At 50.9% G+C, this 25,459-nt stretch carries 20 protein-coding genes; 3 read left to right on the top strand and 17 right to left on the bottom strand.

Going from position 1 to position 25,459, the window contains the following annotated elements; genetic code table 11:
* The first annotated feature begins 13 nt into the window (after positions 1–13).
* The 3 genes from P2H89_RS00315 to P2H89_RS00305 all read left to right on the top strand — a co-directional run bounded on the left by P2H89_RS00315 (position 14) and on the right by P2H89_RS00305 (position 3,936).
* Complete coding sequence (locus P2H89_RS00315) at positions 14–1,411, top strand: RagB/SusD family nutrient uptake outer membrane protein (RefSeq protein WP_275824464.1); 1,398 nt, start codon at positions 14–16, stop codon at positions 1,409–1,411.
* Positions 1,412–1,500: 89 nt separating this feature from the next.
* Positions 1,501–2,943, top strand: a complete 1,443-nt coding sequence (locus P2H89_RS00310) for a glycoside hydrolase family 30 beta sandwich domain-containing protein (protein WP_275824463.1) — start codon at positions 1,501–1,503, stop codon at positions 2,941–2,943.
* Between the two features lie 162 nt (positions 2,944–3,105).
* Positions 3,106–3,936 (top strand): hypothetical protein, encoded by an 831-nt coding sequence (locus tag P2H89_RS00305; protein WP_275824462.1) that lies wholly within the window; start codon positions 3,106–3,108, stop codon positions 3,934–3,936.
* A gap of 9 nt (positions 3,937–3,945) precedes the next feature.
* Here P2H89_RS00305 and P2H89_RS00300 read toward each other — a convergent pair whose 3' ends face one another.
* The 17 genes from P2H89_RS00300 to P2H89_RS00220 form a co-directional block, all read right to left on the bottom strand.
* Positions 3,946–4,314, bottom strand: coding sequence for a cupin domain-containing protein (locus tag P2H89_RS00300; protein WP_275824461.1), 369 nt, complete (start codon positions 4,312–4,314; stop codon positions 3,946–3,948).
* Between the two features lie 8 nt (positions 4,315–4,322).
* Positions 4,323–4,742, bottom strand: coding sequence for a DoxX family membrane protein (locus P2H89_RS00295; RefSeq protein ID WP_275824460.1), 420 nt, complete (start codon positions 4,740–4,742; stop codon positions 4,323–4,325).
* Positions 4,743–4,843: 101 nt separating this feature from the next.
* A complete protein-coding gene (locus tag P2H89_RS00290; protein ID WP_275824459.1) occupies positions 4,844–5,632 on the bottom strand; it encodes an AraC family transcriptional regulator in 789 nt (262 codons plus the stop codon).
* 117 nt (positions 5,633–5,749) lie between these two features.
* Positions 5,750–6,607, bottom strand: coding sequence for a sigma-70 family RNA polymerase sigma factor (locus P2H89_RS00285; protein WP_275824458.1), 858 nt, complete (start codon positions 6,605–6,607; stop codon positions 5,750–5,752).
* Positions 6,608–6,747: 140 nt separating this feature from the next.
* A complete protein-coding gene (locus tag P2H89_RS00280) occupies positions 6,748–7,167 on the bottom strand; it encodes a RidA family protein (RefSeq protein WP_275824457.1) in 420 nt (139 codons plus the stop codon).
* 46 nt (positions 7,168–7,213) lie between these two features.
* Entirely contained in the window at positions 7,214–7,687 is a 474-nt protein-coding gene (locus tag P2H89_RS00275) for a carboxymuconolactone decarboxylase family protein (protein WP_275824456.1), read from the bottom strand.
* 84 nt (positions 7,688–7,771) lie between these two features.
* The gene (locus tag P2H89_RS00270; protein WP_275824455.1) at positions 7,772–7,987 is read right to left on the bottom strand and encodes a hypothetical protein; all 216 of its coding nucleotides are present in this window, start codon (positions 7,985–7,987) and stop codon (positions 7,772–7,774) included.
* Between the two features lie 85 nt (positions 7,988–8,072).
* Complete coding sequence (locus P2H89_RS00265) at positions 8,073–9,581, bottom strand: sulfatase (protein WP_275824454.1); 1,509 nt, start codon at positions 9,579–9,581, stop codon at positions 8,073–8,075.
* 97 nt (positions 9,582–9,678) lie between these two features.
* Positions 9,679–11,946, bottom strand: a complete 2,268-nt coding sequence (gene bglX / locus P2H89_RS00260) for a beta-glucosidase BglX (RefSeq protein ID WP_275824453.1) — start codon at positions 11,944–11,946, stop codon at positions 9,679–9,681.
* An 80-nt stretch (positions 11,947–12,026) separates the two neighbouring features.
* Positions 12,027–12,758 carry a GDSL-type esterase/lipase family protein gene (locus P2H89_RS00255; RefSeq protein WP_275824452.1) on the bottom strand — a complete coding sequence of 244 codons (732 nt, stop codon included), beginning with the start codon at positions 12,756–12,758 and terminating at the stop codon, positions 12,027–12,029.
* A gap of 34 nt (positions 12,759–12,792) precedes the next feature.
* Positions 12,793–14,637, bottom strand: coding sequence for a family 43 glycosylhydrolase (locus P2H89_RS00250; protein ID WP_275824451.1), 1,845 nt, complete (start codon positions 14,635–14,637; stop codon positions 12,793–12,795).
* A 161-nt stretch (positions 14,638–14,798) separates the two neighbouring features.
* A complete protein-coding gene (locus tag P2H89_RS00245; protein ID WP_275824450.1) occupies positions 14,799–16,202 on the bottom strand; it encodes a glucoamylase family protein in 1,404 nt (467 codons plus the stop codon).
* Between the two features lie 13 nt (positions 16,203–16,215).
* A complete protein-coding gene (locus P2H89_RS00240; RefSeq protein ID WP_275824449.1) occupies positions 16,216–17,862 on the bottom strand; it encodes a glucoamylase family protein in 1,647 nt (548 codons plus the stop codon).
* Positions 17,863–17,943: 81 nt separating this feature from the next.
* Positions 17,944–18,858 (bottom strand): LamG-like jellyroll fold domain-containing protein, encoded by a 915-nt coding sequence (locus tag P2H89_RS00235; RefSeq protein ID WP_275824448.1) that lies wholly within the window; start codon positions 18,856–18,858, stop codon positions 17,944–17,946.
* 27 nt (positions 18,859–18,885) lie between these two features.
* A complete protein-coding gene (locus tag P2H89_RS00230) occupies positions 18,886–20,448 on the bottom strand; it encodes a RagB/SusD family nutrient uptake outer membrane protein (RefSeq protein WP_275824447.1) in 1,563 nt (520 codons plus the stop codon).
* A 27-nt stretch (positions 20,449–20,475) separates the two neighbouring features.
* Positions 20,476–23,730, bottom strand: a complete 3,255-nt coding sequence (locus P2H89_RS00225; protein ID WP_275824446.1) for a TonB-dependent receptor — start codon at positions 23,728–23,730, stop codon at positions 20,476–20,478.
* A gap of 241 nt (positions 23,731–23,971) precedes the next feature.
* Positions 23,972–25,090, bottom strand: coding sequence for a FecR domain-containing protein (locus P2H89_RS00220; RefSeq protein ID WP_275824445.1), 1,119 nt, complete (start codon positions 25,088–25,090; stop codon positions 23,972–23,974).
* Positions 25,091–25,459 lie beyond the last annotated feature (369 nt).

Raw genomic sequence — 25,459 nt, 5'->3', positions numbered from 1 at the left:
AATGCAAAAAGCTATGAAACGCTTCACATTATACATTGCAGCAGGGTTGATGGGCATTGCCAGCTTCACCTCCTGTACAAAAGACTTTCTCGATAAAGAACCCATCTCCGATGCACTGCCGAATGAGGTAACCGCGGAGCCCCTGCTCAACGGCGCCTACGGCGACCTCTATGATGAATATTACACCCTCGACTTCCTGGTCAACGGCGATGTAATGGCCGATAATGCCTATGCCGGGGGCGACAATGCTGCCAACTTCAGTATTGACAAATACACGGTCAATGCCAGCAACGGCAACGTTAAGCGCGACTGGCGTTACCTGTTTACCGACATCAAGAACGCCAACATCGTGTTGTCGTTTGTCCCAACGATCCAGGATCGCAACCTTACCGAGGAACGCCGCCAGCAGATACTGGGCGAAGCCTCTTTCCTGCGTGCCTGGCATTATTTCAACGCCATCAGAATCTGGAAAGAATTGCCCATTATACTCGGTGTACCAGGTGCGGTAACAGAAATGTTCCCGACAAAAAAGCCGGCCGACTCGGTATACGCCCAGATCATCAAAGACCTCGAATTTGCGCTGCCGAAAGTGCGTGAAAAATCGACTGACAAAACGATCATCACTAAGGGAACTGTCAATGCTTTATTGGCCAAAGCCTATGCCCAGAAGCCCAATCCAGACTGGAGCAAGGTGGTGCAATATTGCGATGCCGTAACGGCACTGGGTTATGACCTGCTTCCCAATTTCGCCGACCTATACCTCACAGCTACCATCAACAGTATCGAATCTATCTGGGAAACGCAGTATGACGGTAGTGTGCGTCAAAACTGGCTCACCGGCATGAATACGCCCTTCATGTGGGGCGACTGGAAGAAGTTCAACATCCCTTCTCACACCGTCGTGAAAGCCTGGGAGGCTGAAGGTGATCTGGTGAGGAAGAACGCCAGCGTTACCTACGTTACGCCCTCCTGGACTGATGACTACTGGCCCAAGCCTACACCGGTGATCTACAAATACCGCGACGCAGATGCCAAGAGCCATACCTTCCGTATACGGTATGCCGACATTCTGTTGCTGAAAGCAGAGGCGTTGACCGAGCTGAACCAGCTGGACAATGCCACCGGCGCGCAGTTCTATATCAACAAGATCAGGAAGCGTGTTGGGCTCGGTAATACGCCTGCCACTACGCAGGCTGCTTTAAGACTGGCCGTAGAGAAAGAACGTCAGCTGGAGCTCGCCTTCGAAGGCCACCGGATGTATGACCTGATCCGTACCGGCCGCGCCGTTGCGGTGATGAATGCACAGGTAGATGGCAATGGAAATGCCCTCAATTACAACGTTACTGCCGAAGAACTCTATTTCCCCATTTCACAGGATGAAGTAGACCGGAACCCGAATATCAATAAATAAGAGGCGCCGAGGCGCAACTATCAACTTTCAGGAAGGCGGGTATCGACAGGTCCCGCCTTCCTATTTGACCAATCAAACATTATCGTCACATGCCATTCAGATTATGGTCTATTGTACTTGTTACCTGCCTCACCAGTTGCAGCTGTGGCGGTAAAAAGGGAGATGACGGCGGTGGCTCTACGCCGCAGCCCAACCCGCCAGCCGGCAATCCCGATGTAGCCGCCTGGATCACTACCGGCGATCAGCAGGCCTTGCTACAAAAGCAAACGGTGGTACTTACATTTGGTACCAATGCCAATGCCTTTACCAATATCGACGTAGACAGCACGCAGCAATTCCAAACCATCGACGGTTTTGGGTATACGCTTACCAGCGGCAGCGCCTATGTGATCAACCGCCTGAGTGCAACGGATAAAAGCAATTTGCTGAAGGAGTTATTCGGCAACCAGGAAAACTCCATCAGCATCAGTTACCTGCGCCTCAGCATCGGGGCCTCGGACCTCAGCGCCTCGGTGTATAGTTATGATGATATGCCGGCCGGCCAAACTGATCCAACACTGGCCCAATTCAGCCTCAGCCCCGATAAGACTGAACTGATCCCATTATTGAAAGAGATCGTCGCGATCAATCCGGCCATAAAGTTCCTGGCTACCCCCTGGAGCCCGCCGGTGTGGATGAAAGACAATGGCCTCTCTGTAGGCGGAAGTCTCAAGCCCGAGTACTACGAGGTGTATGCTAAATACTTCGTAAAGTATATACAGGCCATGAAGGCGGAGGGCATTACGATCGATGCGATTACCCCTCAGAATGAACCTTTGCATCCGGGCAATAACCCCAGTTTGTACATGACGGCCGAGCAACAGGCCGCCTTCATCAAGAACAACCTGGGGCCTGCTTTTCAGACGGCTAGCCTCGCCACTAAGATCATCGTGTACGATCACAATTGTAACCGGCCCGATTATCCGCTGGCGATCCTCAACGACGCAGCAGCTAAGGCATTTGTAAACGGTAGTGCCTTTCATCTGTATGAAGGCGATATCAACACGCTTTCGCAGGTACACAATGCACACCCCGACAAACATGTTTATTTCACGGAACAATACACCGCCTCTAATGGCAATTTCGGCGGCGACCTCAAGTGGCACCTGAAAAATGTGATCGTGGGCGCTACGCGCAACTGGAGCCGGGTGGCGCTGGAATGGAACCTGGCCAACGACGCTTCTTATGGTCCGCATACGCCGGGAGGCTGCACTACCTGTAAGGGCGCTCTTACGATTGGGGGAAGCATTACGCGCAACGTGGCTTATTATATCGTAGCTCATGCCTCGAAGTTAGTACCAGCGGGCTCGGTACGCATTGCCAGCAATATTGCCGGCAACCTGCAAAATGTAGCTTTCCTTACACCGGCTGGTAAAAAGGTGCTGATCGTATCTAACGACGGCAATAGTCCCGAAACCTTCAATATCCGCTACAAGGGTAAATGGGTGAGCCACTCACTGGCTGCGGGTTCGGTGGGAACATATGTGTGGTAGAGGGCGCAGGCACCGACAGGGTACGCCCTACAGCAAGTCCCGTGGGTAGGCGCCACAGGTCGATCGCCGTTGGTAATCGCCTCCCGTAGCAAGCAGGCTGGTTCTCAAAAAAAAAGCCTGGACCGCCGTATGCAATTTTGAACGTACTGCATCTTGTTGAAGATGCGACTCTATATTGTCCTTTTCCTGACCATGGCCTGCAAACAACGGGGTACACCCGCTGATGCAGGCCATGCTATTATACCGGCAGCCAACCAGATAGCAACTTCCGACAGCCTCTTTCCCAATACCGCGAAAGTGATCCATGTCTATGTAGCCTTATGCGATAATAAGAACCAGGGCATCGTACCGGTACCTGCTGCGATCGGCAACGGACAAGACCCGGCCAATAACCTGTACTGGGGTTGCGCCGGCGGTGTAAAAGGCTACTTCAGAAAACAGGCACATTGGAAGATGGTCAGCAATATCAAAGATGTGGCCCCCCAAATACTTGAACGTTGTGTATTCAAACACAAGACACAAAATGCCTGGCTGGTGGCCGATGCATATGATGGCGCCGCCATCAAATCCTGCACCATCGATTTCTTCAAGGCTGCGGCAGGCCGTGCCCATCAACGATTGGTCGTTGAAGGCGACACCATTGGCATTGGCGGTTCGGCGCAGTTGATCGCCTATACGGGACACGATGGCCTGATGGACTTTTCGCTATCCAATTATCCTTCATCGGCCCATACAGCTAAGCGGGAAACGGTCATACTGGCCTGCATCAGCAAGCGGTTCTTTAACGAGGGTATTCGTCAATCGGGCGCAACGCCTTTGTTGTGGAGCACCGGCCTGATGAGCCCCGAGGCCTATACGCTGGAAGCGGCCATTGCAAGCTGGCTGGCCAAAGAATCGCCTGAGCAGGTCAGGCAGCGCGCAGCTAAGGCTTACGACAAGTATCAGCATTGTGGCATCAAAGGGGCCAGCAGGTTACTGGTAACGGGCTGGTAAAAGCGCCCGCTACAGTATCTCCACCTCTTCCGGAATATTCAGCAACAAGGTGCACCCTGTCTGGGAGCGTACGGAGTGTTTGAATCCGGGCGGCGTGTAGAGGTAGTCTCCTTCGCCTAGCGTAGCCTCTTCCAGAATAGCTTCGCCATTCAGTACAAAGATCTCTTCGCCCGCCGGGTGGTTGTGGTAAGGGTAAATGGCACCCGCTTCAAACTTAAGGAGTATGGTGGTTGACCTTTCCTTTCTTTGATCATAGTGAAGGGAAATGACATACACCCCTTCATAATGTATGCCCTTTTCTATCAAAGGCTGCCATTGTCTATTGTTGTTGCGCACGATGTGGTCTTCTATATTCGTGCTCCAGGTAATGTTTTCCATTAGATAGCTTATTGAGCGATTAATTGATCGATACTCCATTTGTGAGCCGGTAGGGTTGACAACAGAAAAGCGCCTGCACTAAATGCAAAGACAGAGTAATCCAATGGATCTTTAACGCCGGCGGAGATGCTCATGGCAATGGCAAACAGCAGGCTAAGTATGGCCGCCGCCAGTGCCGCATAGCCGGTCTTAAATCCTGTGAGCAGCAGGATGCCCAACAGCATCTCAAGTGCCGTGGCGACCACCGCCAGCGTTGGTATCATGCTGGCAGGCATAAAGGAGTTGACCTGGCCTGTGTAGTTGACGAAATTGGTCCAGCCCGAAGAATGTTTGCCCCATAAGCCCAGCCGGCTGGCTACAGCCGACAGGAAGCCAGCGCCCAAAGAGAGCCTCAATAGCAGGGAAGCTAAGTCCTGATAAATGAACATGTTGTACTGTTTAAATGATGAATGATTGACAACACAAAGTTCACCAGGACAGCCCCCTCAAAGAATAGAGAAACCTGCAAAAAGCATGTAATTTCCGTGGGCTACCCCACAAACTTTTCTTTATAGACCTTGGGCGACAGGTCGGTTTGTTTTTTAAAGAAATTGGAGAAATAGAAGGGGTCGTTGAAACCCAACTTGTAGGCAACTTCCTTGATCGTGAGGTCGCCGTATACCAGCAGGCGCTTGGCTTCGGCAGTTACCAGTCCGAAGATCACCGCCTGGGCTGTTTTGCCGGAATGCAGTTTGGAGAGCTCATTCAGCTTTACTTCGGTAGTGCCCAGCATCTGAGCAAAGTCTGCCACGGAATAATTGTGTTCGAAATTACCCCGCACAGCCTCCAGGTATTTGAGGAACAAGGCTTCGGGCTTCCAGATCTCATCGCCCCGCGACACCTTGGCCCTGTTGATGGCCACCAGAATAAGGGCTATCCGGCTATGCAGGGAGATGAGGTATTGATAGGGTTTTTCATTGAGCTCTGTTTCGATGAGCGCCAATTGAGTTTCCACCAGCGACTGGTCAACCGGTATTACTTCATTCATAGCGAAATGACAGAATAGGCCGTTGTGAAAGATCAACTCCACATCATTATCGTCTTTGCAAAAGAAGTCGAGCGTAAACTCCAGGATAAATCCCTGGGCTTTATCGATGGAAGAATAATAATGTACCTGACCCGAAGTAATGGTGATCACATCGCCGGCGGCAAGCCGGAAATGCTGTTCATCAACCACCATGTCGATGACGCCGCCTGTGCATAATACCAGCACATATTTCATTTTACGCTGGGGTACTCCCAACACCAACTGGCTACTTATTCTTTCAATAGATACCATAGTATGAATTGACAAATGACACTATGCGGAACACGGCAGTTTGCTTTTATGTTGACGCACTATATCCTCTTGCCACTGCCTTGAAACGACCACCCAATTTACCAAAACGACGCTGTCTTATTCCGTAATTCTTTGGGCAGCCAGGCCCTTCAGTTTTTCGGGATCAATGATGGCATCGATGCGTATCACGCTCTCCCCTTCGATCTCAAAAACCTGGCAGGAAACCAATTGCTCCCCATTGTAGTACAGCACCGCCGGCTGATGATTGACGACCGCATATTCCTGTCGCAGCTGATAATTGTATTTCTGGTACACCACGGTGATAACGTCCTGCACGGCTTGCCGGCCTGCGCAATAGGTCGCCACCAGCTTCATATTTCTACCGCCGTCTGCATAGAACTGAACATCTTCGGCCAGCAGCCGCTCTACGCCTTCAGCATCTTCCCGTTGAATCGCGTTCAACAGCTTCCTGACCACAGCGGTGGCCGTTTCCTGTTTGAAATCCTGCACAAAGTGATGTTCCTTTTTCTTCAACTTGTTCTTTGCCCGCGTGAGCAACTGCCGCGAGTTCTCGGTGGTACTATCCAGCACCGTGGCGATATCCTCATGCGAATAATTGAATCCTTCCTTCAGGATAAACACGGCTCTCTCTTTCGGGTTTAACGCTTCCAATTGGGCCAGCAGGGCGAAGGGTGCCAGCTCATCGTTCTCTCCCTTCATGGCCGGGAGGTCGGTAGCAATAGGTTCAGGCAACCAAACCGCTTCTACCGGCACCAACTGTTTTTGTTGTTTCTTCATTTGTATCGAACGGTTGATGACCGATTTGATCAGGTAGTTCTTTTCGTTCGCCACTTCGTCCCTTGGCTTTACAATATAGTGCGACAAGGTATCCTGGATGGCATCTCTGGCATCTTCGGCCGAGCCCAGTATATTGTAAGCATAGGGGAACAGGACCTTTTGGTAATCGGTGATCATAACTTTTAATAACACATTTAGCTGGAGATCGGTTTACAATGACTGCCGGAAGCTCCGGAAAAACATCCGGTCCCGGGGCTCACAGTCCGTTTTACAGGTCACATCGGCGTTTGGGCGGCTATTGACTTTATTGCTGGTCATTATGGCTTTTTGATCGCCATCGCCTCCAACTCAAAAAGCATTCCTGTAATCGCTAGCCGCGGCACGGGGATCAGCGTATTGATGGGGAAATTCTTTTTGGGCCATACTCTTTTGAACTCTTCAATAAGGATCTGCAAGCGCTGTTCGTCGTGGTCAACCACGAGGCTCGTTACCTTGACCACATCATCCATGGTGACCTTTTCAGGGGCCAGGGCTTTTTGAATATTCAGCAGGGCCTGCCTTACCTGGGTCCTGAAGTCGGGCGTTAGTTTGCCTTCGGTATTCTCTTCACCGCCCTGTCCGGCTACCAATATGAGTTGATAGCCTGCAGGTACGGTTGCCACGTGTGAAAATCCATAAGGTGTGGGATCGAACAAGGTAGGAGGGTTGTATTTCTTCTGCGCTTGCGTATTCATCATTGATACAATTAGCATTGATAAAAAGATTGCTTTCATGGGGCTGGTTTTAAACAGGTGAAGTAGCAGGTATTTGTTCATTATAAGTCGCGGGTACAGAGCCAAAGGTGATATTGAGCCGGTTCCAGCTATTGATGGTGGCGATCGCTACCGTGAGCACGGCAATCTCTTCAGGTGTAAAATGCTGTGACAGCTCCTTGTACAATTCGTCGCTTACGTGCAGTGGTTGAGCTTGTGTGAGGGCTTCGGCCAGGTGTAAGGCCGCTCTTTCTTTGACGGTAAAATAGGGACACTCTTTCCAGGCGATCACGGTATGTAACCTGAGTTCCGATTCGCCCAATTGAAGCGCTTCGCGGTGGTGCATATCCAAGCAATACGCACATCCATTGATCTGCGACACGCGGTATTTGATCAGTTCGATCAACCGCAGGTCCATTCCTGATTTCTTAATGAAGAATTCTGTCTTTACCAGTCCGTCGAGTAAGCCCTTGGGGCTTTGGGCCATTGTGATTCTGTTTGTCATATTTGTTCGGTTTATATAGTAGATATACAAACCGGCAAAACGTGACAACTTTTTTAAAAAAGAGCTGGAATGGTGGCGACTGGGTCAGCTTGCCTTACGGGAAAGCATCACGGCGCCGCCTACAATACCTACCAGGCCGGCCGCCATCATGATGAAAGCAACAGTCGTATTACCCTGGTCTTTAGCCGTGATCTCGAGGTCGCCGATCTTCACATTCGCTTTATTTTCAGTATACTTATTGTAGCCCATATAGCCCAGGAAAATACCTCCCACCAGCAGTATAACACCGATTATGCGCATAAGAAACTGTTTATGATGCCTATGCAAAAGACATACCCCGGACCTTAAGCACGGGGTAGTCAATAAAACATTCAATCTGTTGTAGTTAATAGGTATTCCTGAATTGATGGTCGTTTCGGCCGGGTGGATATTTAAGTGGAATTTGCTGGCCTTTGGTTTCTTCCAGCCAGCCAAACAACTCTTTCTTGAGGGCCATCCCGGTTTTGCGGAAACTGGTATCACGGATCAGGTTGTTCATTTCGTAGGGGTCGTTCTGCAGGTCGTACAGCTCGTTGATATCCCACACGCCGTGATTGTAAATGTATTTGTAACGATCGGTGCGGATGGCGAAGATGGTAGGTGTTTGCGGAAAGGACGCCTCCCAATAATACTCGTAGAATACCTTATCGCGCCAGGGCGTTTGGTTACCTCGTAAGAGGTCAGCAAAGGATGAGCCTTGCATGTTCGCCGGGCGATTTACGCCAGCCAGCTGCAGGAAGGTGGGGGCGATATCGATGTTCATGATGATCTGTGGCACAACGGTACCGGGCTTCACCAAAGCAGGTGCCCAGCATAACAAAGGCACCCGCATGGACTCCTCATACGCGTGGCGCTTGTCGATCAATCCATGCTCTCCGAACGAAAAGCCATTATCGCCCATATACACTACCATCGTGTTTTGCTCAAGTCCTTGCTCCTTCACCCAATCCAATACACGCTGTATGCTTTCATCTACTGCCAGCAGGGTTTCGAGGTACTGCCGGTAAAAGTCGTTGAACTTGATATCGCCATGGTACATGAAATCGACGCCATGCCAGCTATACCGTTGCCGGCGCACCCATTGCGGTATATCCTTATAATTGACTGGTCCTTTTGGCGCCGTTACTTCACCATACACCTTGCTGCTGTCGGTGGCAGTCAAATACATGGAAGGAGGACATACGATCGGCAGGTTGGCATATTTACCGGCATGCCGCTTCGCGGCCTTGAACTCGGCATGCACGCCTTTATGCGACAGGTACACGAAGAATGGCTTCTGCTTATTGCGGTGATTGAGCCAGTCGATGGCATTTTCAGTGAGCAGATCAGTAGTATAACTGCCCTCCGGTTGTTTTACCCGTTGCCCGTTGATGTTGAAGGTTGGATTGTAGTAAACACCCTGCCCTTGAAAACTCACCCAGTGATCGAACCCTGGCTGGGGTTTATCGTCCGTGTTACCCATATGCCATTTACCCAGGAAGGCAGTTTGATAACCACTCTTCTGAAGATACTGGGGGAAAAAGGTAAGATTGTCTGGTAGTGGTGCGTCGTTGTCTACTACTGTATGGGTATGCGCATACTGGCCGGTGAGGATGGAAGCCCTGCTGGGCGAACACAAAGCCGTTGATACAAAGGCGTTTTTCAGGTGGGCGCCTTCTTTCGCCATACGGTCCATGCCCGGCGTTTGCAATCCCGGTATCTTATTCATGAATCCCATGGCATCGTACCGGTGATCGTCGGACAGAATGAAAATGATGTTCATGGGCTTTGCGCGGTTGGCGCCGCCTTGCCCAATGGCTAAAACAGAGCAGCCCGTAAAAACAGTACAGATTAGTAAGGCTCGTAGTTTGATCATTTTCGCGAAGATTGGGTTTTCGCTTAAAGATAAGCATAACCACAAAAAAGGGCCGCCCGCGGGCAGCCCCTTATTCAATATCTATATTATGATCACTTTATTTTAAACTGAACGAAGCTTCCTTCACGTTCTGTGAGTTGGTTCCAACAAACACTTTGAAGTCGCCAGGTTCGGCCACCCACTTAAGGTCGGCGTTAAAGAACTTGAGGTCTTCTACCGTTAGAGTAAAGGACAGATCCTTACTCTCGCCTTTCTTCAGGGATACCTTCTCAAAGCGCTTCAATTCTTTTACCGGACGGGTAATGCTGCCCACCATGTCGCGGATGTAAAGCTGCACAGTTTCAACACCGTCATAATTACCGGTGTTGGCCACATGCACTGATACCTGCAATTTATCGGTAGCCGTGATCGTCGCTTTGCTCAGTTTGATATCGTCGTAATTGAACGTAGTATAGCTTAAGCCATGACCAAAAGGATACAACGGCGTATTGGGCACATCGAGGTACTTTGACGTGTACTTCTGATTCTCATCAAATGGACGGCCGGTGTTTTTGGCATTGTAGTAAATGGGCACCTGACCCACATTGCGCGGAAAGGTCATAGAGAGTTTGCCAGAGGGGTTGGCCTCGCCAAACAGTACATCGGCAATGGCAGCGCCGCCCTGTGTTCCTGCAAACCAGGTTTCGAGAATGGCCTCTACATTTTCATTTTCCCAGGAAAGCGTCAGCGGGCGGCCATTCATCAATACGAGTACGATGGGTTTGCCCGTTTTTTTCAAAGCCTTCAGCAAGTCCAGTTGATTATCGAGCAGGCCGATCATGCTGCGGCTGGCAGCTTCCCCTGTCATGCCGAAAGCCTCACCCAGTACCGCTACCACCACATCGGCCTGTTGAGCGGTTTGTACGGCGTCGGCAATCAGTTGCTCGGGCGTCTTTTCATCCAGTACGATCTGGCCGTCGTGGTCATTCAGCCTTTTGCGCAGTGCCGGATCATCCACGAGGTTACAACCCTTTGCATATAAGAATTTATCTGCTCCAAACTTTTGTTCCAGGGCAGCCCACAGGCTCACGGCTTTCTTCCAGTCGCCTGCGCCACTCCAGTTACCAATCAGGTTGCGATGGTCTTTTACCAACGGGCCGATGAAGGCAATCTTCTTCGCAGCATTGAGCGGCAATGCCTGGTTGGCATTCTTCAGCAATACCATACTCTTGATCGCTGCTTCCTTGCTCAGGGCCAGCTTGGCTTCATTCATGATGGCGGTCTTATTCCGCGCCTCATTCACATAGCGGTAAGGATCATCAAATAATCCCAACTTGTATTTTGCTTCCAATACGTTGCGGCAGGCGGCATCGATCGTTGCCTGCGATACCCGGCCACTCTTCACCAGGTCTACGCCATTGTTCAGGAAGATCTCTCCCACCATGTCCATTTCGTTGCCGGCATTCAAGGCCAGCTCTCCAACCTTCTTGGCATCTCCCATACCATGCGCGATCATTTCGTTGACGGCTGTATAGTCGGTTACGATCAATCCATTGAAGCGCCATTGCTTGCGCAGCAGGTCTTTCAGCAACCATTTATTGGCTGTGGCGGGTACGCCGTCGATCTCATTGAAGGAGGTCATTACGGTAGCAACGCCTGCATCGATGGCTGCTTTATAAGGAGCCAGGTATTCGTTGTACATTCTCAGGCGGCTCATATCTACCGTATTGTAGTCCCGCCCGGCTTCGCCAGCGCCATACAGTGCAAAGTGTTTTACACAGGCCAATACGGTATTGTCGAGTATAAAATTGTCGCCCTGGTATCCCTTCACCATGGCGCGGGCCATCTGGGCACCGAGGTAAGGGTCTTCACCGGCTCCTTCGCTCACGCGGCCCCAGCGAGGGTCACGGGCTATATCCACCATTGGCGAAAACACCCAGTTCAATCCATCGGCCGCTGCCTCATCGCCGGCAGCACGGGCGGTTCGCTGCACGAGTGCAGGATCCCAACTGGCCGACAACCCGAGCGGTATGGGGAAAATAGTGCGGTGTCCATGGATCACATCATATCCAAACAGCAACGGTATCTTGAGACGGGTTTCGTTCACGGCAATGTCCTGCAACTTTCGCACCGCTACGGGTGTATAGGTATTGAACACGCCGCCTACCAGGCCCTTCTTGATCTTTTCTTCTACGCCCTGACTCAGGATCGGTCCGGTTACATCAAAGCCCACCGAAGTCAGGTTGAGCTGTCCGATCTTTTCTTCCAGCGTCATCTTTTGCATGAGGATGGTGATGAACTGATTCATCTTAACCTCCTTATCCAATTGCGCCTGGCTCACGAGGCAGGATGCCAACAGCGCCAGCGTACTAAGTTTTCTCAACATAATGTGCCTATTTATTATCGACTGTATTGCGCGGGTATGCCCGGCGCCAGTATCCTGGCCCGCACCGCGTACCCTGTTTTTTACTTGATCAGATATGGCTCGATGGCCTTTTGCCAGATCGCATATCCCTTGGCATTCATGTGCAGCCTGTCGCCGCCATAAAGGCTTTCATCGGGCTTGCCATTGTCGAGCATGAGTTTGTATACATCGACATAAGCTGCCTTCTTTTGCCTTGACAAATAGGTCTTGATAAGCTGGTTCGCCTGCACCAGTTTCTGATGATATTTTTCCCGGCTGGGGCTTGGTTTCATCGCCACAAATACGATCGGCACTTTGGGCATCTTTTTACGGATCATCGTAAACAGCTTCTCAAACCGGCTAAATACGGTCTTCGAGGTAATGGTATCGGAAGAGGAGATATCATTCTCTCCGCAATAGATCACCACCTCTTTGGGCTGGTAGGGGAATATAATGTCATCCGCATACTGGATCACATCGGGCAATGTAGAGCCGCCGAAACCCCGGTTGATGATGGTGTGACCGGGAAACGCGTTCTGCACATCGCGCCACATTCGAAATGATGAACTGCCAACGAACAGGATGGCGTTTTTGGGCGGAGGCTGCAGGCTATCCTGTTTTTTGAACGCTTTGATCTCGCTCCACAAGCCATCCTGCGCCTGTAACAGGCAGGGTGAACCTATGGCAATTATGATCAGGAGTAGCGAGGCAGCCCGCTTAACGCGCGCAAAGGAAAAGGCCCGGACTACGGTGCGGGGCCGGTTTAGGGCAGGGGATGGTGATTCTTGGTGCATATTTGGTTGGGTTGAACAATGGTTGTCAAATTTACTAATCCACCTTTACTAATTGGGCTTTTTCCGAAACACCATTCTCGTTCACCGATTCTATGCGGAAATAATAGGGTAAAGTAATATCCATCCCCTTGAAATAGTACTCGTTGGCGTTGTGCACCATGATACAGTTGTACAGTTTGCCGGGCGCCGTGCCATAATAGATATTGTACGCATACGCATTGTCGACCGGCTGCCATTTTATCCAGGCACTCCGCTTGTCCTTTTCGGTGCGGAGCACAAAGAAGCTCTTAACCGTATCTGGGAGGCTTCCCTCGCCACGGCCAAATACCCGCAGCCCGCTGATGGCAAACTTACCCGCCGGCATGTGCATATTTTCCAGCCTGATATAGCGGGTACGCACGGGCGCCTGCAATTCGATATACTCATGCGGAACGTCTTTCTTATTTAAGCTTTTGTCAACCAGCAAATTCCATTTCTTTCCATCTGTTGAATGGTAGAGCCTGTACTGGTGAAAGAGCCCTATGGTTTTGCCCAGGAACACCGTGTCTATCTCTTTGGGGAAACTTACATCCTGGTCGGCATAATTGATCTGGATAGCGCGAACGGTGCTCAGTTTGCCAAGATCAGTCTGTATCCATTCGCCTTTATTGGCGGAGGCGGCACTCCAATAAGTTTTGATGCTTTCGTCTACAGCGTAGTTGGGGCAGTAGCTGCCGAGTGTAGATGAAACGGCTACGGGCTTATTGAAATTGAGCAGCATCCAGCCGGTAAACCCGCCGGGTTGGGGGTTGGGTTGGCGGTTGGGTTGGCTCGTGGGTTGGTTCGTGGATTGGCTCTTGGGTTGCCCTGCACCGGCCGCGGCAGCCTTTGAACTATAGGGCAGGTAATGCGGGTAATCGCCGAAGGCGGTATTGCACCACATGACCCCATCGTCGTCGAAACCTGTGGGCCATATACCCAGCCTGCGCTCAAAATTGTTTTTGACTGATATGGCAATGGTAGATACGTGCCACCATTGCTGGTTATTGTCCTGGAAAGTGCTGCCATGGCCTGCGCCACGGGCGAAGCCCCCTGGCTTGTAACTCACGGGGTCGGGTTGTGGCGTAAACGGGCCCAGTGGATGATCGCCTACCACTACGCCATCGGCATAACCGCTGAACTCTGTGCCCGGGGCACCATATTGCAAATAGTATTTCCCCTTGTGTTTGGTCATCCAGGCGCCCTCTATAAACGGATCGAGGAAAGTGTTGTCGCTGTATTCGCCGAATCGTTGCCATCCATAACGCCAATCTTCCAGCAGGTACATCTCCTTACGGGTACCCATCGGCTGCAGGGTTTTCCGGTCGAGCTCCACGCCATAGAGCGGATAGCGGTTGCTGCTGCCGTTGTACATGTACAGCCTGCCGTCATCGTCGAGGAAAATGTCCGGATCCCAGCCCCCTATCTCAAACGAATCAACGGCTTCTTTCCATTGGTTACCCTTGGGGTCGGTGCTCATCCAGATGGGAAAGTTTTTCGAATAGGTTGATCCAAACACCAGCATCGTATCGCCCATTACACAAACGGCCGGGGCACACAATTCATCATACACCTTGTGCCAGGGCTTCAGGAATTTGCGGGACACAAAATGCCAGTCGTTCATATCGCTGCTCCACCAATAGCCCCACTGGTTGGTAGAGAACAAATAAAAATCGCCTTTGTAGTTGACGATCACCGGATCGGCGGTTGCACGATGGCGCCCCCATTCGCTGAAGTTGGGGATCGGCGTATACCCGTAGTCAATATTGATGGGATTACAATAGGTTGATGGAGCCTGCTGCGCCCGGGTTTCCGGGCACAACAGACTACACACCATCACTAACACCAATAACCTTTTCATACGCATACAATGACATTAAGCATTGCTAACAAGGACCATTTTTCTCATGTGACTAAAAGCATTCTATGTTTGTTTACAGATTTCCGGGTGTATGTCCAGCGGCGATTGAGTTGGTCGTCGGCACACTTTCCATTGATCCTCCCCGAAACCGGCAAGCCATCCTATTGCAGGTGCGGACTCTCAAAGCCCAGCTTCTTCAACCCTGCTTTTACTTCCGGACTGCTCATAAACAGGTTCCACAATAAACCACTGCGATAGTTCTCCATCATCACCACGATGGGGCCCTGGTCGATCGCCAGGTAACGGGGCAGGTACCAGTTGTCGGTTTCACTGAAGGCATCATAAAAACCATAAGGTCCCCACAGTTTGTCCTTCCTATCAAAATACCAATGTTTCATGGCGGCCATCGACTGTTGGGGGGTGTAAGGAAAGGAAGAGAGTGCCGCCGTTGGTGTGATCACCCCGAGGTCATTTGTTGAGTCGGGGGCATGGGCGGCATAGCCGTTTACCGAATAACTGGCGGTAAGTCCCCAGTTATTGGGCCCATATCCTTTAAAGTGTTTGGGGTTAGCGACACACCAGGCATAGTTGGCCATGGCCTGGTTCTTCGTTTCTTCCCAATAATCGGCATACTTGTCTTTCAACCCTCTTGGGTCAAGGCCGAGGTAGGAGTATTGCGCCCAGAACAGCGGGCCACCGTTGCGCGGATTGCCCTGGTAGCGCAAATGAAGTGGATAACCGAACGCCGAATCGCCAACGCCCGTATTGATGGGAGGATTGGCAACAATCTTCCCTCCTTCGGCCCAGCCTTCGTGGTACACTTCGGCGGGTACACCGTGTGTGGGAGATGATGCCGCCAGTATATACATGATGAGGCACTCGTTGTAGCCGCGAACGGGGAAGTTCATCTCCCAGCCATAGCTGGGGCTCCAGTGCCAGTACAACACATTCTTACCATTTCGGTACCAGTTGAAATCAACGTCTTTCCATAACTTATCTGCACGGGCAGCAAGTTGCTTTTCTTCGGCATTGCCATTGGCAAAATACTGGCGCACGCATATCAGTCCGGTGAGCATGAAGGAGGATTCTACCAAGTCGCCGCCATTGTCTTTCTTGCCAAAAGGTTTCACCTTGCCGGTTTCTCCATCTATCCAGTGCGACCAGGCGCCGTGGAAGCGGTCGGCCTTTTCCAGGAAACCTACGATCTTCTCCAGTCGAACACGCCCTTCTTCCCTGCTCACAAATCCCCTTTCGATACCTGCCAGTATGGCCATTACGCCAAAGCCGCTGCCCCCGCTGGTTACGATCTGCTTATCGTTTTCGGGATAAATATTATCTGCATGGAAACGCTCGCGTCCCATGCCGCTGGTGGGCTCGGCGCCATCCCAGAAATATTGAAAGGTTTGTTGCTGCACCAGGCGAAAGAGGGCGGTGTCGGACAAAGCGGTATCGACTTTGGCAACCGTGGCAGAGTCTCCTGAATCCTTGCCGGCATTGTTTTCAGATGAGCCGCAGCCTATGGTGAGGGTAGCGGGAAAGAGCGCGGCGAACAATAAATACTTCATACAAATAATATTTTTAGAGATAAGGTGCAGAGAACCCAAGGGTCTTCATGCCTGTTTTGATTTCGGGACAGCCGGTAAACAGGTCCCACAACAATTTGCTACGGTAATTTTCTATCATCACGATGATGGGGCCCTGGTCGATGGCCAGGAACGAATCGGCAAACCAGGGATCTTTCAGGGAAAAGGCATCTACAAAACCATACTCCTTCCACAGTTTATCGCCCAATACATAATAGAAGAAATTCAGGGCCTGCATCGACTCGGCAGGTGTGTACGGGAATGATGACAAAGCGGCTGTAGGTGCAATAACGCCTACATCGTTGGTGGGCGAGCTCGCTGTATACCCACCAGGAATATCACTGGCGGTGAGTCCCCAGCACTGGTTGCTATAGCCGTATTGGCTTAATGGATTTGCCGCGCAATAATTGTAATTGATCAGCGAATGGTTTTTGTTTTGATCGCTGTAGTTGGTATACACATCCGACAGTCCATTGGGGTTGATGCCGAGAAAGGAGTAATGTGCAAAGAACAGCGGACCTCCGGCTGGAGGTCCCAGCGGCAGCTGTACACCATAGAACAGGTTGCCGTTCCGGAATGCTCCGTTGCGTGTCCAGCCTTCGTCATACACCACTTTGGGTATCCCAAACGTAGCAGAAGAAGCAGCCAGTACATAGGTGATCAGGCACTCGTCCCATCCGCGAATGGGCAGGTTCATGTCCCAATTGTTATTGGGGCTCCAATGCCAGTACAGCACATTTTCATTGTTCTTGCGAAACCAGTTCCATTCCACCTTATTGCAGATGGCGTTGATATCATTGCGCAGGGCAAGCTCCGCGGCGTCGCCCAGGCTAAAATACTGGCGGGCACAAAGGAGGCCTTGAATGAGATAAGATGTTTCCACAAGATCGGCTCCATCGTCTTTTGCACTAAAGGGCACTACGGCCCCGGAAGCACCATTCAGCCAATGGGGATAGGCTCCATGAAACGTAACCGCTTTCGTTTTCAGAAAGCCGACGATCTTTTGCAGGCGGGCCAACCCATCGGCCCTGGTAATGAAGTTGCGGTGTATACCGGTAATAAGGGCCATGATGCCGAAGCCCGATCCTCCCGAGGTAACGATATCGCCTGAAGTATTTCTTTCGCGGGCGAGCCCCGAAACAGGATGCCCAAAATCCCAGAAGTATTTGAACGTTTGCTGCTGCACTTTGGTCAGCAGGTCGGCATCGGAGATGCGGGGGAATTTGTCGGACGAGTCTATGCCTGTATTGAGGGAAAAAGTGAGCGTGCTTTTCAAGGCTACGTTTGCCGTCGATTTCAGTGCGGTGGATAGTGCGAGCGCATACTGCTTAAATCCTTGCAGGGCAGCTTGCGGCTGCACGATCAGCACGCTATCGCCCGATGCATAGCTGGTCCGATACGGAAGTGTGCCCCCTGCGCGATCGCTGAAACTGACTCCTGCAGCAACCGTACTGCGGTTTACCGGTGCCGAAAAGCTGAGACGGATCACCGGCAGCATATTCAGCCGGTTGTATTCAAAACTGCCATTGCTCACCCCATTCACCGAAGCGGAGGAGTAATTGAAAGCGGCAGGCGGCGCAGGATCGCCGCCATTGCTTTTACCACAGCCAGCCATCACCAACGGCATCGCCGCTGCGAACATGATTTTTTTTATAGTCATTCCTAAAGCCAATGCTAATAAAGAGGCCGCCGGCTATAGCCGGCAGCCCGTAATATGATGAAATTATCTTCCTTGTTTTTCCAGTTGGAACAATGCGATGATCTCCGATCCGGAGAGCGCTTTCTTATAGATGCGCAACTCATCGAGCCTGCCTGTATAGGTTTTCATCCAATCTTCCAGTCCGTTGAAGGGTGGCTTGCCCAGGTGGTTCTGATAACCGCCTACAATAAACCGGGTGGCATCTTTGAAGGCCAGCGCCCCCAATGGTACGCCTGGGGAGGCCAATCGTTTGGATTCTTCATCGGTAAAGGCTACTTTGTTGCCATTGGCGTACATGGCAAAAGTAGAAGTTGTCTCATCGTATGCATAGGCAATATGGCGCCAGCCGCCGTACATATCGTTAATGAGCTTCTTATCTCCGGAGGTTTCCATCCAGTGTTCGGCATTTAGTACAGGTGGCGTTACATTCTTTTCAAAATGTACTTTCGCCAGCATCCTGTTTTCCGAAGGCCCAGTAGACTCGATCAACATAAAGAAATTACCCCAGAATGATCCATCCTGCCTCGCTACAGCAAATACCCCTTGTGCACCACTTGCATGTTTCAGTGTATTGATCCACATGGAAACGGTAAAGCTGGTAAGGCCCGCCAGTGGTCCGGCAGTTGTGTAAGCGATGAACGAACTATCCCCCGCCTGGTAAGCCTGTCCCTTTTTGCCCTGGGTAAAGCCGCCACCCCGGCCTGTTAAAGTACCACCTGGTACGGCTCCTTTACTGTCGGCATACGTGCCATCGAAGGGGAAGAAAGCCACCAGGTCGGCGGGGGCTATTTCACTGGAGTTGACATAGTTTCCGATAGGAGGAGGATCGCCTTTCGGAAAATCGTCTTCGAGCTCCGGCTTGGTACAGGACGAAGCTACCAGCATCGCCCCCATCATCACCACTGCAAAACGGCTGAAGCTTTTATGTTGAGATTTCATAACAATCGTTTTTAGCGTGTAGAAAGTTTAGTAATTCGGGTTTTGAGAAAGGCGGTTGCCACTGAGGTCACGTTGTGCCTGTGGAATGGGAAACAGTTCGTGCTTACCATCTACGAATGCTTTGCCATGGGCACGCATTACCTGGCCGGCACGTCCCTGGCGCACCAGGTCGAAGAAGCGGTCATGCTCCATCGCCAACTCAACACGACGCTCTTTCCAAACATTGTCAACAGTGCCGGCGGTAGCTGTAAGGCCGCGCTTTGCGCGTAGCTCATTCAACTTTACCTCTCCATCGCCATTACCCAGGCGGGCAGCTGCTTCTGCATAGATCAGCAACACTTCGGCATAGCGGATGAGGCGGATGTTCTTCGGCTTCCAGTCTTTATCGGTATAACCATTGCAGCTGGGTGTTTCCTTGAAGGGACTATGATAGGCTTTATAACTGTAGCGCGGGTTCTCTACCGAATCCTGCGTGGGTATCCTGAAGCCATCCCATAACAGGGTACCTGCATTGGTGCCGCCAGTTGGATTGATGAAGATGATCGTGGCATCTTTACGTACATCGCCAAGCTCGTAGGCGGCTGCCAGGTCGGCCGAAGGAGAGTTCAGTCCAAATCCAAGGTCGCCATCGTATTGCTTGCCATCTACATTATTTCTCCATGCTCCTTTAGCTCTTGGTCCTTGACTGTTGCTATAGATCTCGCTTACCGCATCACATTGGGTTGAACCGCGGTGTGGCCCTGTTTGTACTTCGAAGATCGACTCGGAATTGTTTACCCCAATTTCACGGAACATGCCGGCATAATCGGACGCGAGCGAATATCGGCCCGAAGTGATAACGGCCAGCGAAAGATCCAACGCCTTTTGATAATCCTTTTGATAGAGGTATACCTTAGCCAGTAGCGACTGTGCCGCTCCCTTGGTAGCCCGGCCGGTGGTAGCGCCTGCATCGCCTTTTACCGGCAGGTTATCTACTCCATATTGAAGATCCTCTACAATGACCTGGTAAATCTCCTGCACTGAAGCCCTTGTTTGAAACTCATCATTATTGGCTTCGGTGGGCGTTACTACGCGAATGATCTTAGGCACGCCGCCAAACATACGCACCAGGTTAAAATAATAAAATCCTCTCAGGAACCTCACTTCGCCCAACAAGCGCTTTCTGGTTGCTTCATCGAATGTGCTGGCATCCAGAATCGCGATCGCCTTGTTGATCCGTGCGATAGCATCGTAGTGACCGCCCCACAGGTTGTTGAAGATGTCATTGGCGGGTGTAAAGGTAAAATTGTCCAATTGACCGCCGTTTGGAAAATCGCCTGGAGAACTTCCTTTATCTGAATTATCGGAGGTAACATCTCCGGCAAAGGCCATCAAAAAGCCTACCGTGGTTCTTCCAAAGCCACCAAAATACAGCGTATTGTAAGTTCCGGTTACCATCTTATCGGCAATACCGGGATCTACCAGTGCCTCTTCTTCAGTGATCTGCCCCTCGGGCGGTACTTCGAGGAAGCTTTTACTGCACCCCCATATTACCAGCACGGGCACTACCACCAGTGGGATCCATTTTATAAGTTGTTTGAACGTTGTCATATCGAATCAGTTTATCAGTGTAATGAATTAGAAGCTGAGATTTACGCCAAAGGCAAACGTGCGGATCGTGGGGTAAGAGCCCAACTCGATGCCTGCTCCCAGGGTTGGTCTGTCGCCACCAGGCAACAGTTCGGGCGTAAATCCGCTGTAGGAAGTGATCGTGATCAGGTTTTGTCCGGTGAGGTACACCCGCAGGTTACTGATGTGGTATTTCTCCAACGTTTTTTTAGGAATGGTGTATCCGATCGTCAGGTTGTTCAAACGCAGGAAATCACCTTTTTCCAGGAACCAGGTAGAGGCTGGTAATTGGTTGGTATGTGCCCTGGGTATGGGTGTATTGGTATTGTTGGGCGTCCAACGGTTCTTGGCTTCATACGCCTCGAGGTTATCCCTGGCATCTGCCCCACGGGTAGCTTTTTTACCATTGTAGATCTTGCCACCGGCTGTACCGTAAGCATTCAGGCTAAAATCGAACTCCCGATAGTTTACACCGATATTAAATCCATAGGTTACTTTGGGGATATAGGCGCCATGATACACGCGGTCGAGATCGGAGATCACACCATCGGGCTTTCCGTCGGGACCGCTAACATCGCGGTAGCGCAGATCACCGGGGCGTGCATCCTTCTGAGCAGATGCATCGATCTCGGCCTGCGTTTGGAAGATGCCATCATCCTGCAACAAAAAGAAACTTCCTATAGGCTGACCGTTGTCTGATTTTGTCGTGAAGACCCCTGCCACACTACCATCGAACAATGCCTGCCCGCCATTGAGGCCAATGATCTCATTCTTATTGTATGCGACATTACCGCCAATGGTATAGTCCCAGTCTTTATTGATATTATCGCTCCAGTTCAAAGTCAGTTCCACACCCGAGTTGCGGAAATTGGCCGCATTGGTAATGTATTTATCATCACCCACAATTCTGGGCAGATTTACTTCTACCAGGGCATCTGTGGTCTTCTTGTTGTAATAATCGATCTCTCCCGATAGTCTTTTGTTGAACGTAGTGAACTCGACACCAAAATCAAACTCCTGCATTACTTCCCATTTGATATTGGGATCGCTCGCTTGTTCGAAAGCTACACCCAGCGCGGAAGTGGTACCATAATAATAAGGCACATTGAGGGTGGCCAGCGAATAGTACAAGGAGGTAGGAATGGCATCATTACCAACACTGCCGTAGCTACCACGCAATTTCAGGTTACTGAAAACATCCTGGTTGGCCATGAAATCTTCGCTGGTGATATTCCAGCCAACACCTACCGACGGTACATAGGCCCACCGGTTATTGGAACCGAACCGGGATGACCCATCGGCCCGGAATGTTGCCGTGAGCAGATAACGACCATCATAAGAATAGTTCAGACGGGAGATGTAAGAATGACGAGTCCACTTATCACCCGAGTTGGTGTTAGAACTACCGTCCGGCGTACCAGTGTTCAGGTACCACTGGTTGGGGCTTTCGGGTACATCACGGCGAAAACCGCTCAATAAAGAGAATTTGTATTGTTCTGCCGTTACGCCCAGCAACAGGGTAAAATTGTGTTTATCGAACTTCTTGGTCAAAGTGGCCGTATTGTCCCAAATCCATCTGGTTGCATCAGCATCCGTTACGGTGAGCGAACTGGTTGGCTGCTGCTGGTTGCCACCTCCTTCCAGGAAGGTGACGGTATCGCTGTTGTATTTGTATTGGTAAGCCCTGATCTTGTAGAAATCAAGATCGACACCCATGCTGGACCGTAAGGTGATCCAGTTTACCGGCTTGTATTCGAGCGCAAAAGTGCTCTGGAAGCGGTTACCTATTCCGTTCTCGTTCCTTTTTTCGATCGACAGCAATGGATTGGCTACGTTATTGGCAGCCGACGTATTGCCATACCGGTTGCCGATCTTCGCGGGCACATACGGTGCTGCGCGATAGGCATTGTTGAGGTTGTTGGCATCTACATTGTCTATATCGTACCGGCTGTAAGAAATAAGCGTGGATAATTTCAGCTTGCTGGTGATCTTGTATTCGTTGTTGTTTCGAATGGTAAAGCGGTTAAAGTCGTTGTGCTCCAGGATACCTTCTTCGGTGAGGTAGCCGGCACTCAGGAAATAAGTAAACTTATCGGTACCGCCCGACAGCGAAATATTGTGGTTCTGTTGAAAGCCTTTGCGCAAAATAGCATCGAACCAATCTGTTTGCGTACCGGTCAGTTTGGATGCAGGCACCAGGCTGTCGCCGCTTCCATAATAAACACTGGCTTCGTTGAGGTAATTGGCATATTGATTGGGGCCTGCCATATCTACCAGGCTGGTTGCTTCCCGCAGGCCTACCGATCCATCATAAGACACTACCAACTTACCGGTGCGGCCTTTTTTGGTAGTGATGATCAACACACCATTCGCGGCGCGCGTACCATATATAGCGGCGGCAGAAGCGTCTTTCAGCACATCCATGGTCAGGATATCGGCCGAGTTGATGTTGCGGATATCATCGGTGATCACTCCATCTACCACGTAGAGCGGGTTGGCGCCGCCGAGCATGGTACCTGTACCACGGATCCGCACGACTGGCTGACTATTGGGTTGTCCAGAGCTGATGACCTGCACACCGGCTACCCGGCCCTGCATCGCCTGCGTGGGGGTTTGTACCGGCTGCTTGGCCAGGTCGGAACCTTTTACGGAAGCAACGGAGCCGGTGAGGTCTCTTTTGCGGGTGGTGCCATAACCTACCACCACCACCTGATCGAGCGCCGCTCGGCTGGCTTGCAGCGTAACATTGATGGTTGTTTGGGTGCCTACTTCTACTTCCTGTGGTTCGAAGCCAACTGACGAAAAGATCAATACGGCATTGTCGGGCACGGTAAGCGAGAAATTACCTTCAGCATTGGTAGATGTTCCCACATTGGAGCCTTTTACCCTGACAGAAACGCCCACCATCGGAGCGCCTGTAGAGTCGACGACCTTTCCGGTAACCTGTGCGGGCAGGATGATCGTGTTGGCCTTCTTTAACACCACCAATTTCTGGTTGAGCACTTCATACGACAGTGAAGTGTGTTCGAGTATCCTGTTCACCACAGACAATACCTCCTCATTCACTGCATTGATGGTTACTTTCTGGTTGGCGGCCAGCAGGTTTTCATTGTATAAGAAGCGATAGTCGGTCTTTTTTTCAATGGCCGATAATACCTTTTTGATGTCGGCCGATTGCATGTTCAGGGTGACCCGGGATTGGGAGAAAACGCCGGCTGACACATGAAGGCAACTCACGAGTAGTATGGCAACCGTTAAATTCATGATAAATGCAAGCTTTAATAGATTAGGCCTCCCGGGGAAATCGGGAAAAGTCCTCAATTTTTTCATACTTTAAGCATTGAAAAGGGTTTACAATAGGTAACATCAACTTTCCGAGGGTTGTAGTACCGAGACTTTTTTCAACTTCAAACGGGGTTCCGCGCCAACGGAATCCTGTTTTGCTTTTATGTACTTAGGTAGAATTGTTGTGCGCCATGGGTAGTAATGGTTTAATTAGTAATCGTTATTGGGATACAATGATCGTTTTGCCCTGGAACTTATAGTTGAACGGCCAGCTGATCGTAAGCGCCCGCATCACATCTTCTACCGGCTCGTCTTCAAATGTGCCGGTGAATCGCAGTCCGGCTGTTTTCTCATCTTTAAATTGTATCGATACGCCATACCAGCGCTCCATCTTCAACGCCAGCTCCCGGAACGATTCGTTCTGGAAAGCGAGCCTGTTCTCGAGCCAGGAGGTTTCCACGACGGCGCTGTCCTTTTTTTGATAGGTCAGGTGCCTGATCTCCACCAGGGATAAGCCCGGATTATCATGATCGCGTGACGCTGCGTGGCTCGCCTTGTGTGCCGAATCTTTATTGGCGACGATGATCTTTTCATTGGGTTTCAGGATAAATTTTTCCGAGGGCCGGTCTTTGAGCGACACTTCGATGCTGCCATGGATCAGGGCTGCTTCGGTTGTCTTTTCATTGGGGTAAGATTTTACGTTGAATTGCGTACCCAATACCTTCACATCCATCTTGACAGTATGAATGATGAAAGGTTTCTTTTCATTTCTTACTACGTCGAAATAGCCTTCGCCCGTAAGGGTCACTTCTCGAATGGTAGCTCCAAAGTCCTTTTCATATGTAAGCTTGCTGCCGGCATTGAGCCATACATGGGTGCCATCGGGTAATTGCACGCGCGTCTTCGAACCATTTCTGGTTACGATCTCATTGGGCGGACTTTTTTCTGTCACAGACGACAGGTTGACTGTTGGCGGGAGCAGTAACCAATATAAAAACCATGCCGCCCCAATGAGGCTGGCGGCAATGCCGGTATACATCCAATAGCGGCGCCCGGACGGCTTACGGGTGCCTTCCAGGAGCAGCACATTGTCATCGGGCGCCTGACCGATAGATATACCCTTGGCCTGCATCCGCGCTATGTGATGCTGGTAGCTGGTGGTGACAGAAATATTATCGGGCGGGGGTGACGTGTGTTGCCACAGGTCGGCGATGGCCTGTACCGGTACGTGGAGGTCTGGATGATTGCGTAACAGCTGTTCCAGTTCCTCCAGTTCATCGGCCGAGGCTTCCCCCGCCAGTTTTCTGGCCATCAGTTCCCAAATGCGTTCAGTAGACATAGAGTGGTAGGTCGGTTTGGTTGGTTGCTATTATGTAAGGAGCCTGTTTGCAGCAAAATCCCCCAAAGGGTTTTGAAATATATTTTTTAGGGCGAGGGAAATGGCGGGTGCTTCGTTGCCGCATGGCCTGCACATGGCCTGCATAGAGCCTACGTATTGTCAATGGGAGCAGTGGCGTTTCAGGCAATGTGCAGGCAATGTGCAGGCAATATCCAGAAAGTGGCTGGAGTGGTTGTAGCGGACCCCGAAGTGCAGGAAATGTGGCAGCGTTTACGTTCAGGGAAAGCCACTGGAGGTTGAACTCCCCGGCACCCCGGCGCTGTTTTGGCGCGGGCTCAGATTATATTTGGAGAAGGGGCGGTTGCTGTT

It is taken from the genome of Paraflavitalea sp. CAU 1676 (assembly GCF_029223285.1).
GTDB lineage: Bacteria > Bacteroidota > Bacteroidia > Chitinophagales > Chitinophagaceae > Paraflavitalea.
Note: the sequence above shows the minus strand (reverse complement) of the source record. Positions and strands in the feature narration are given on the sequence as shown.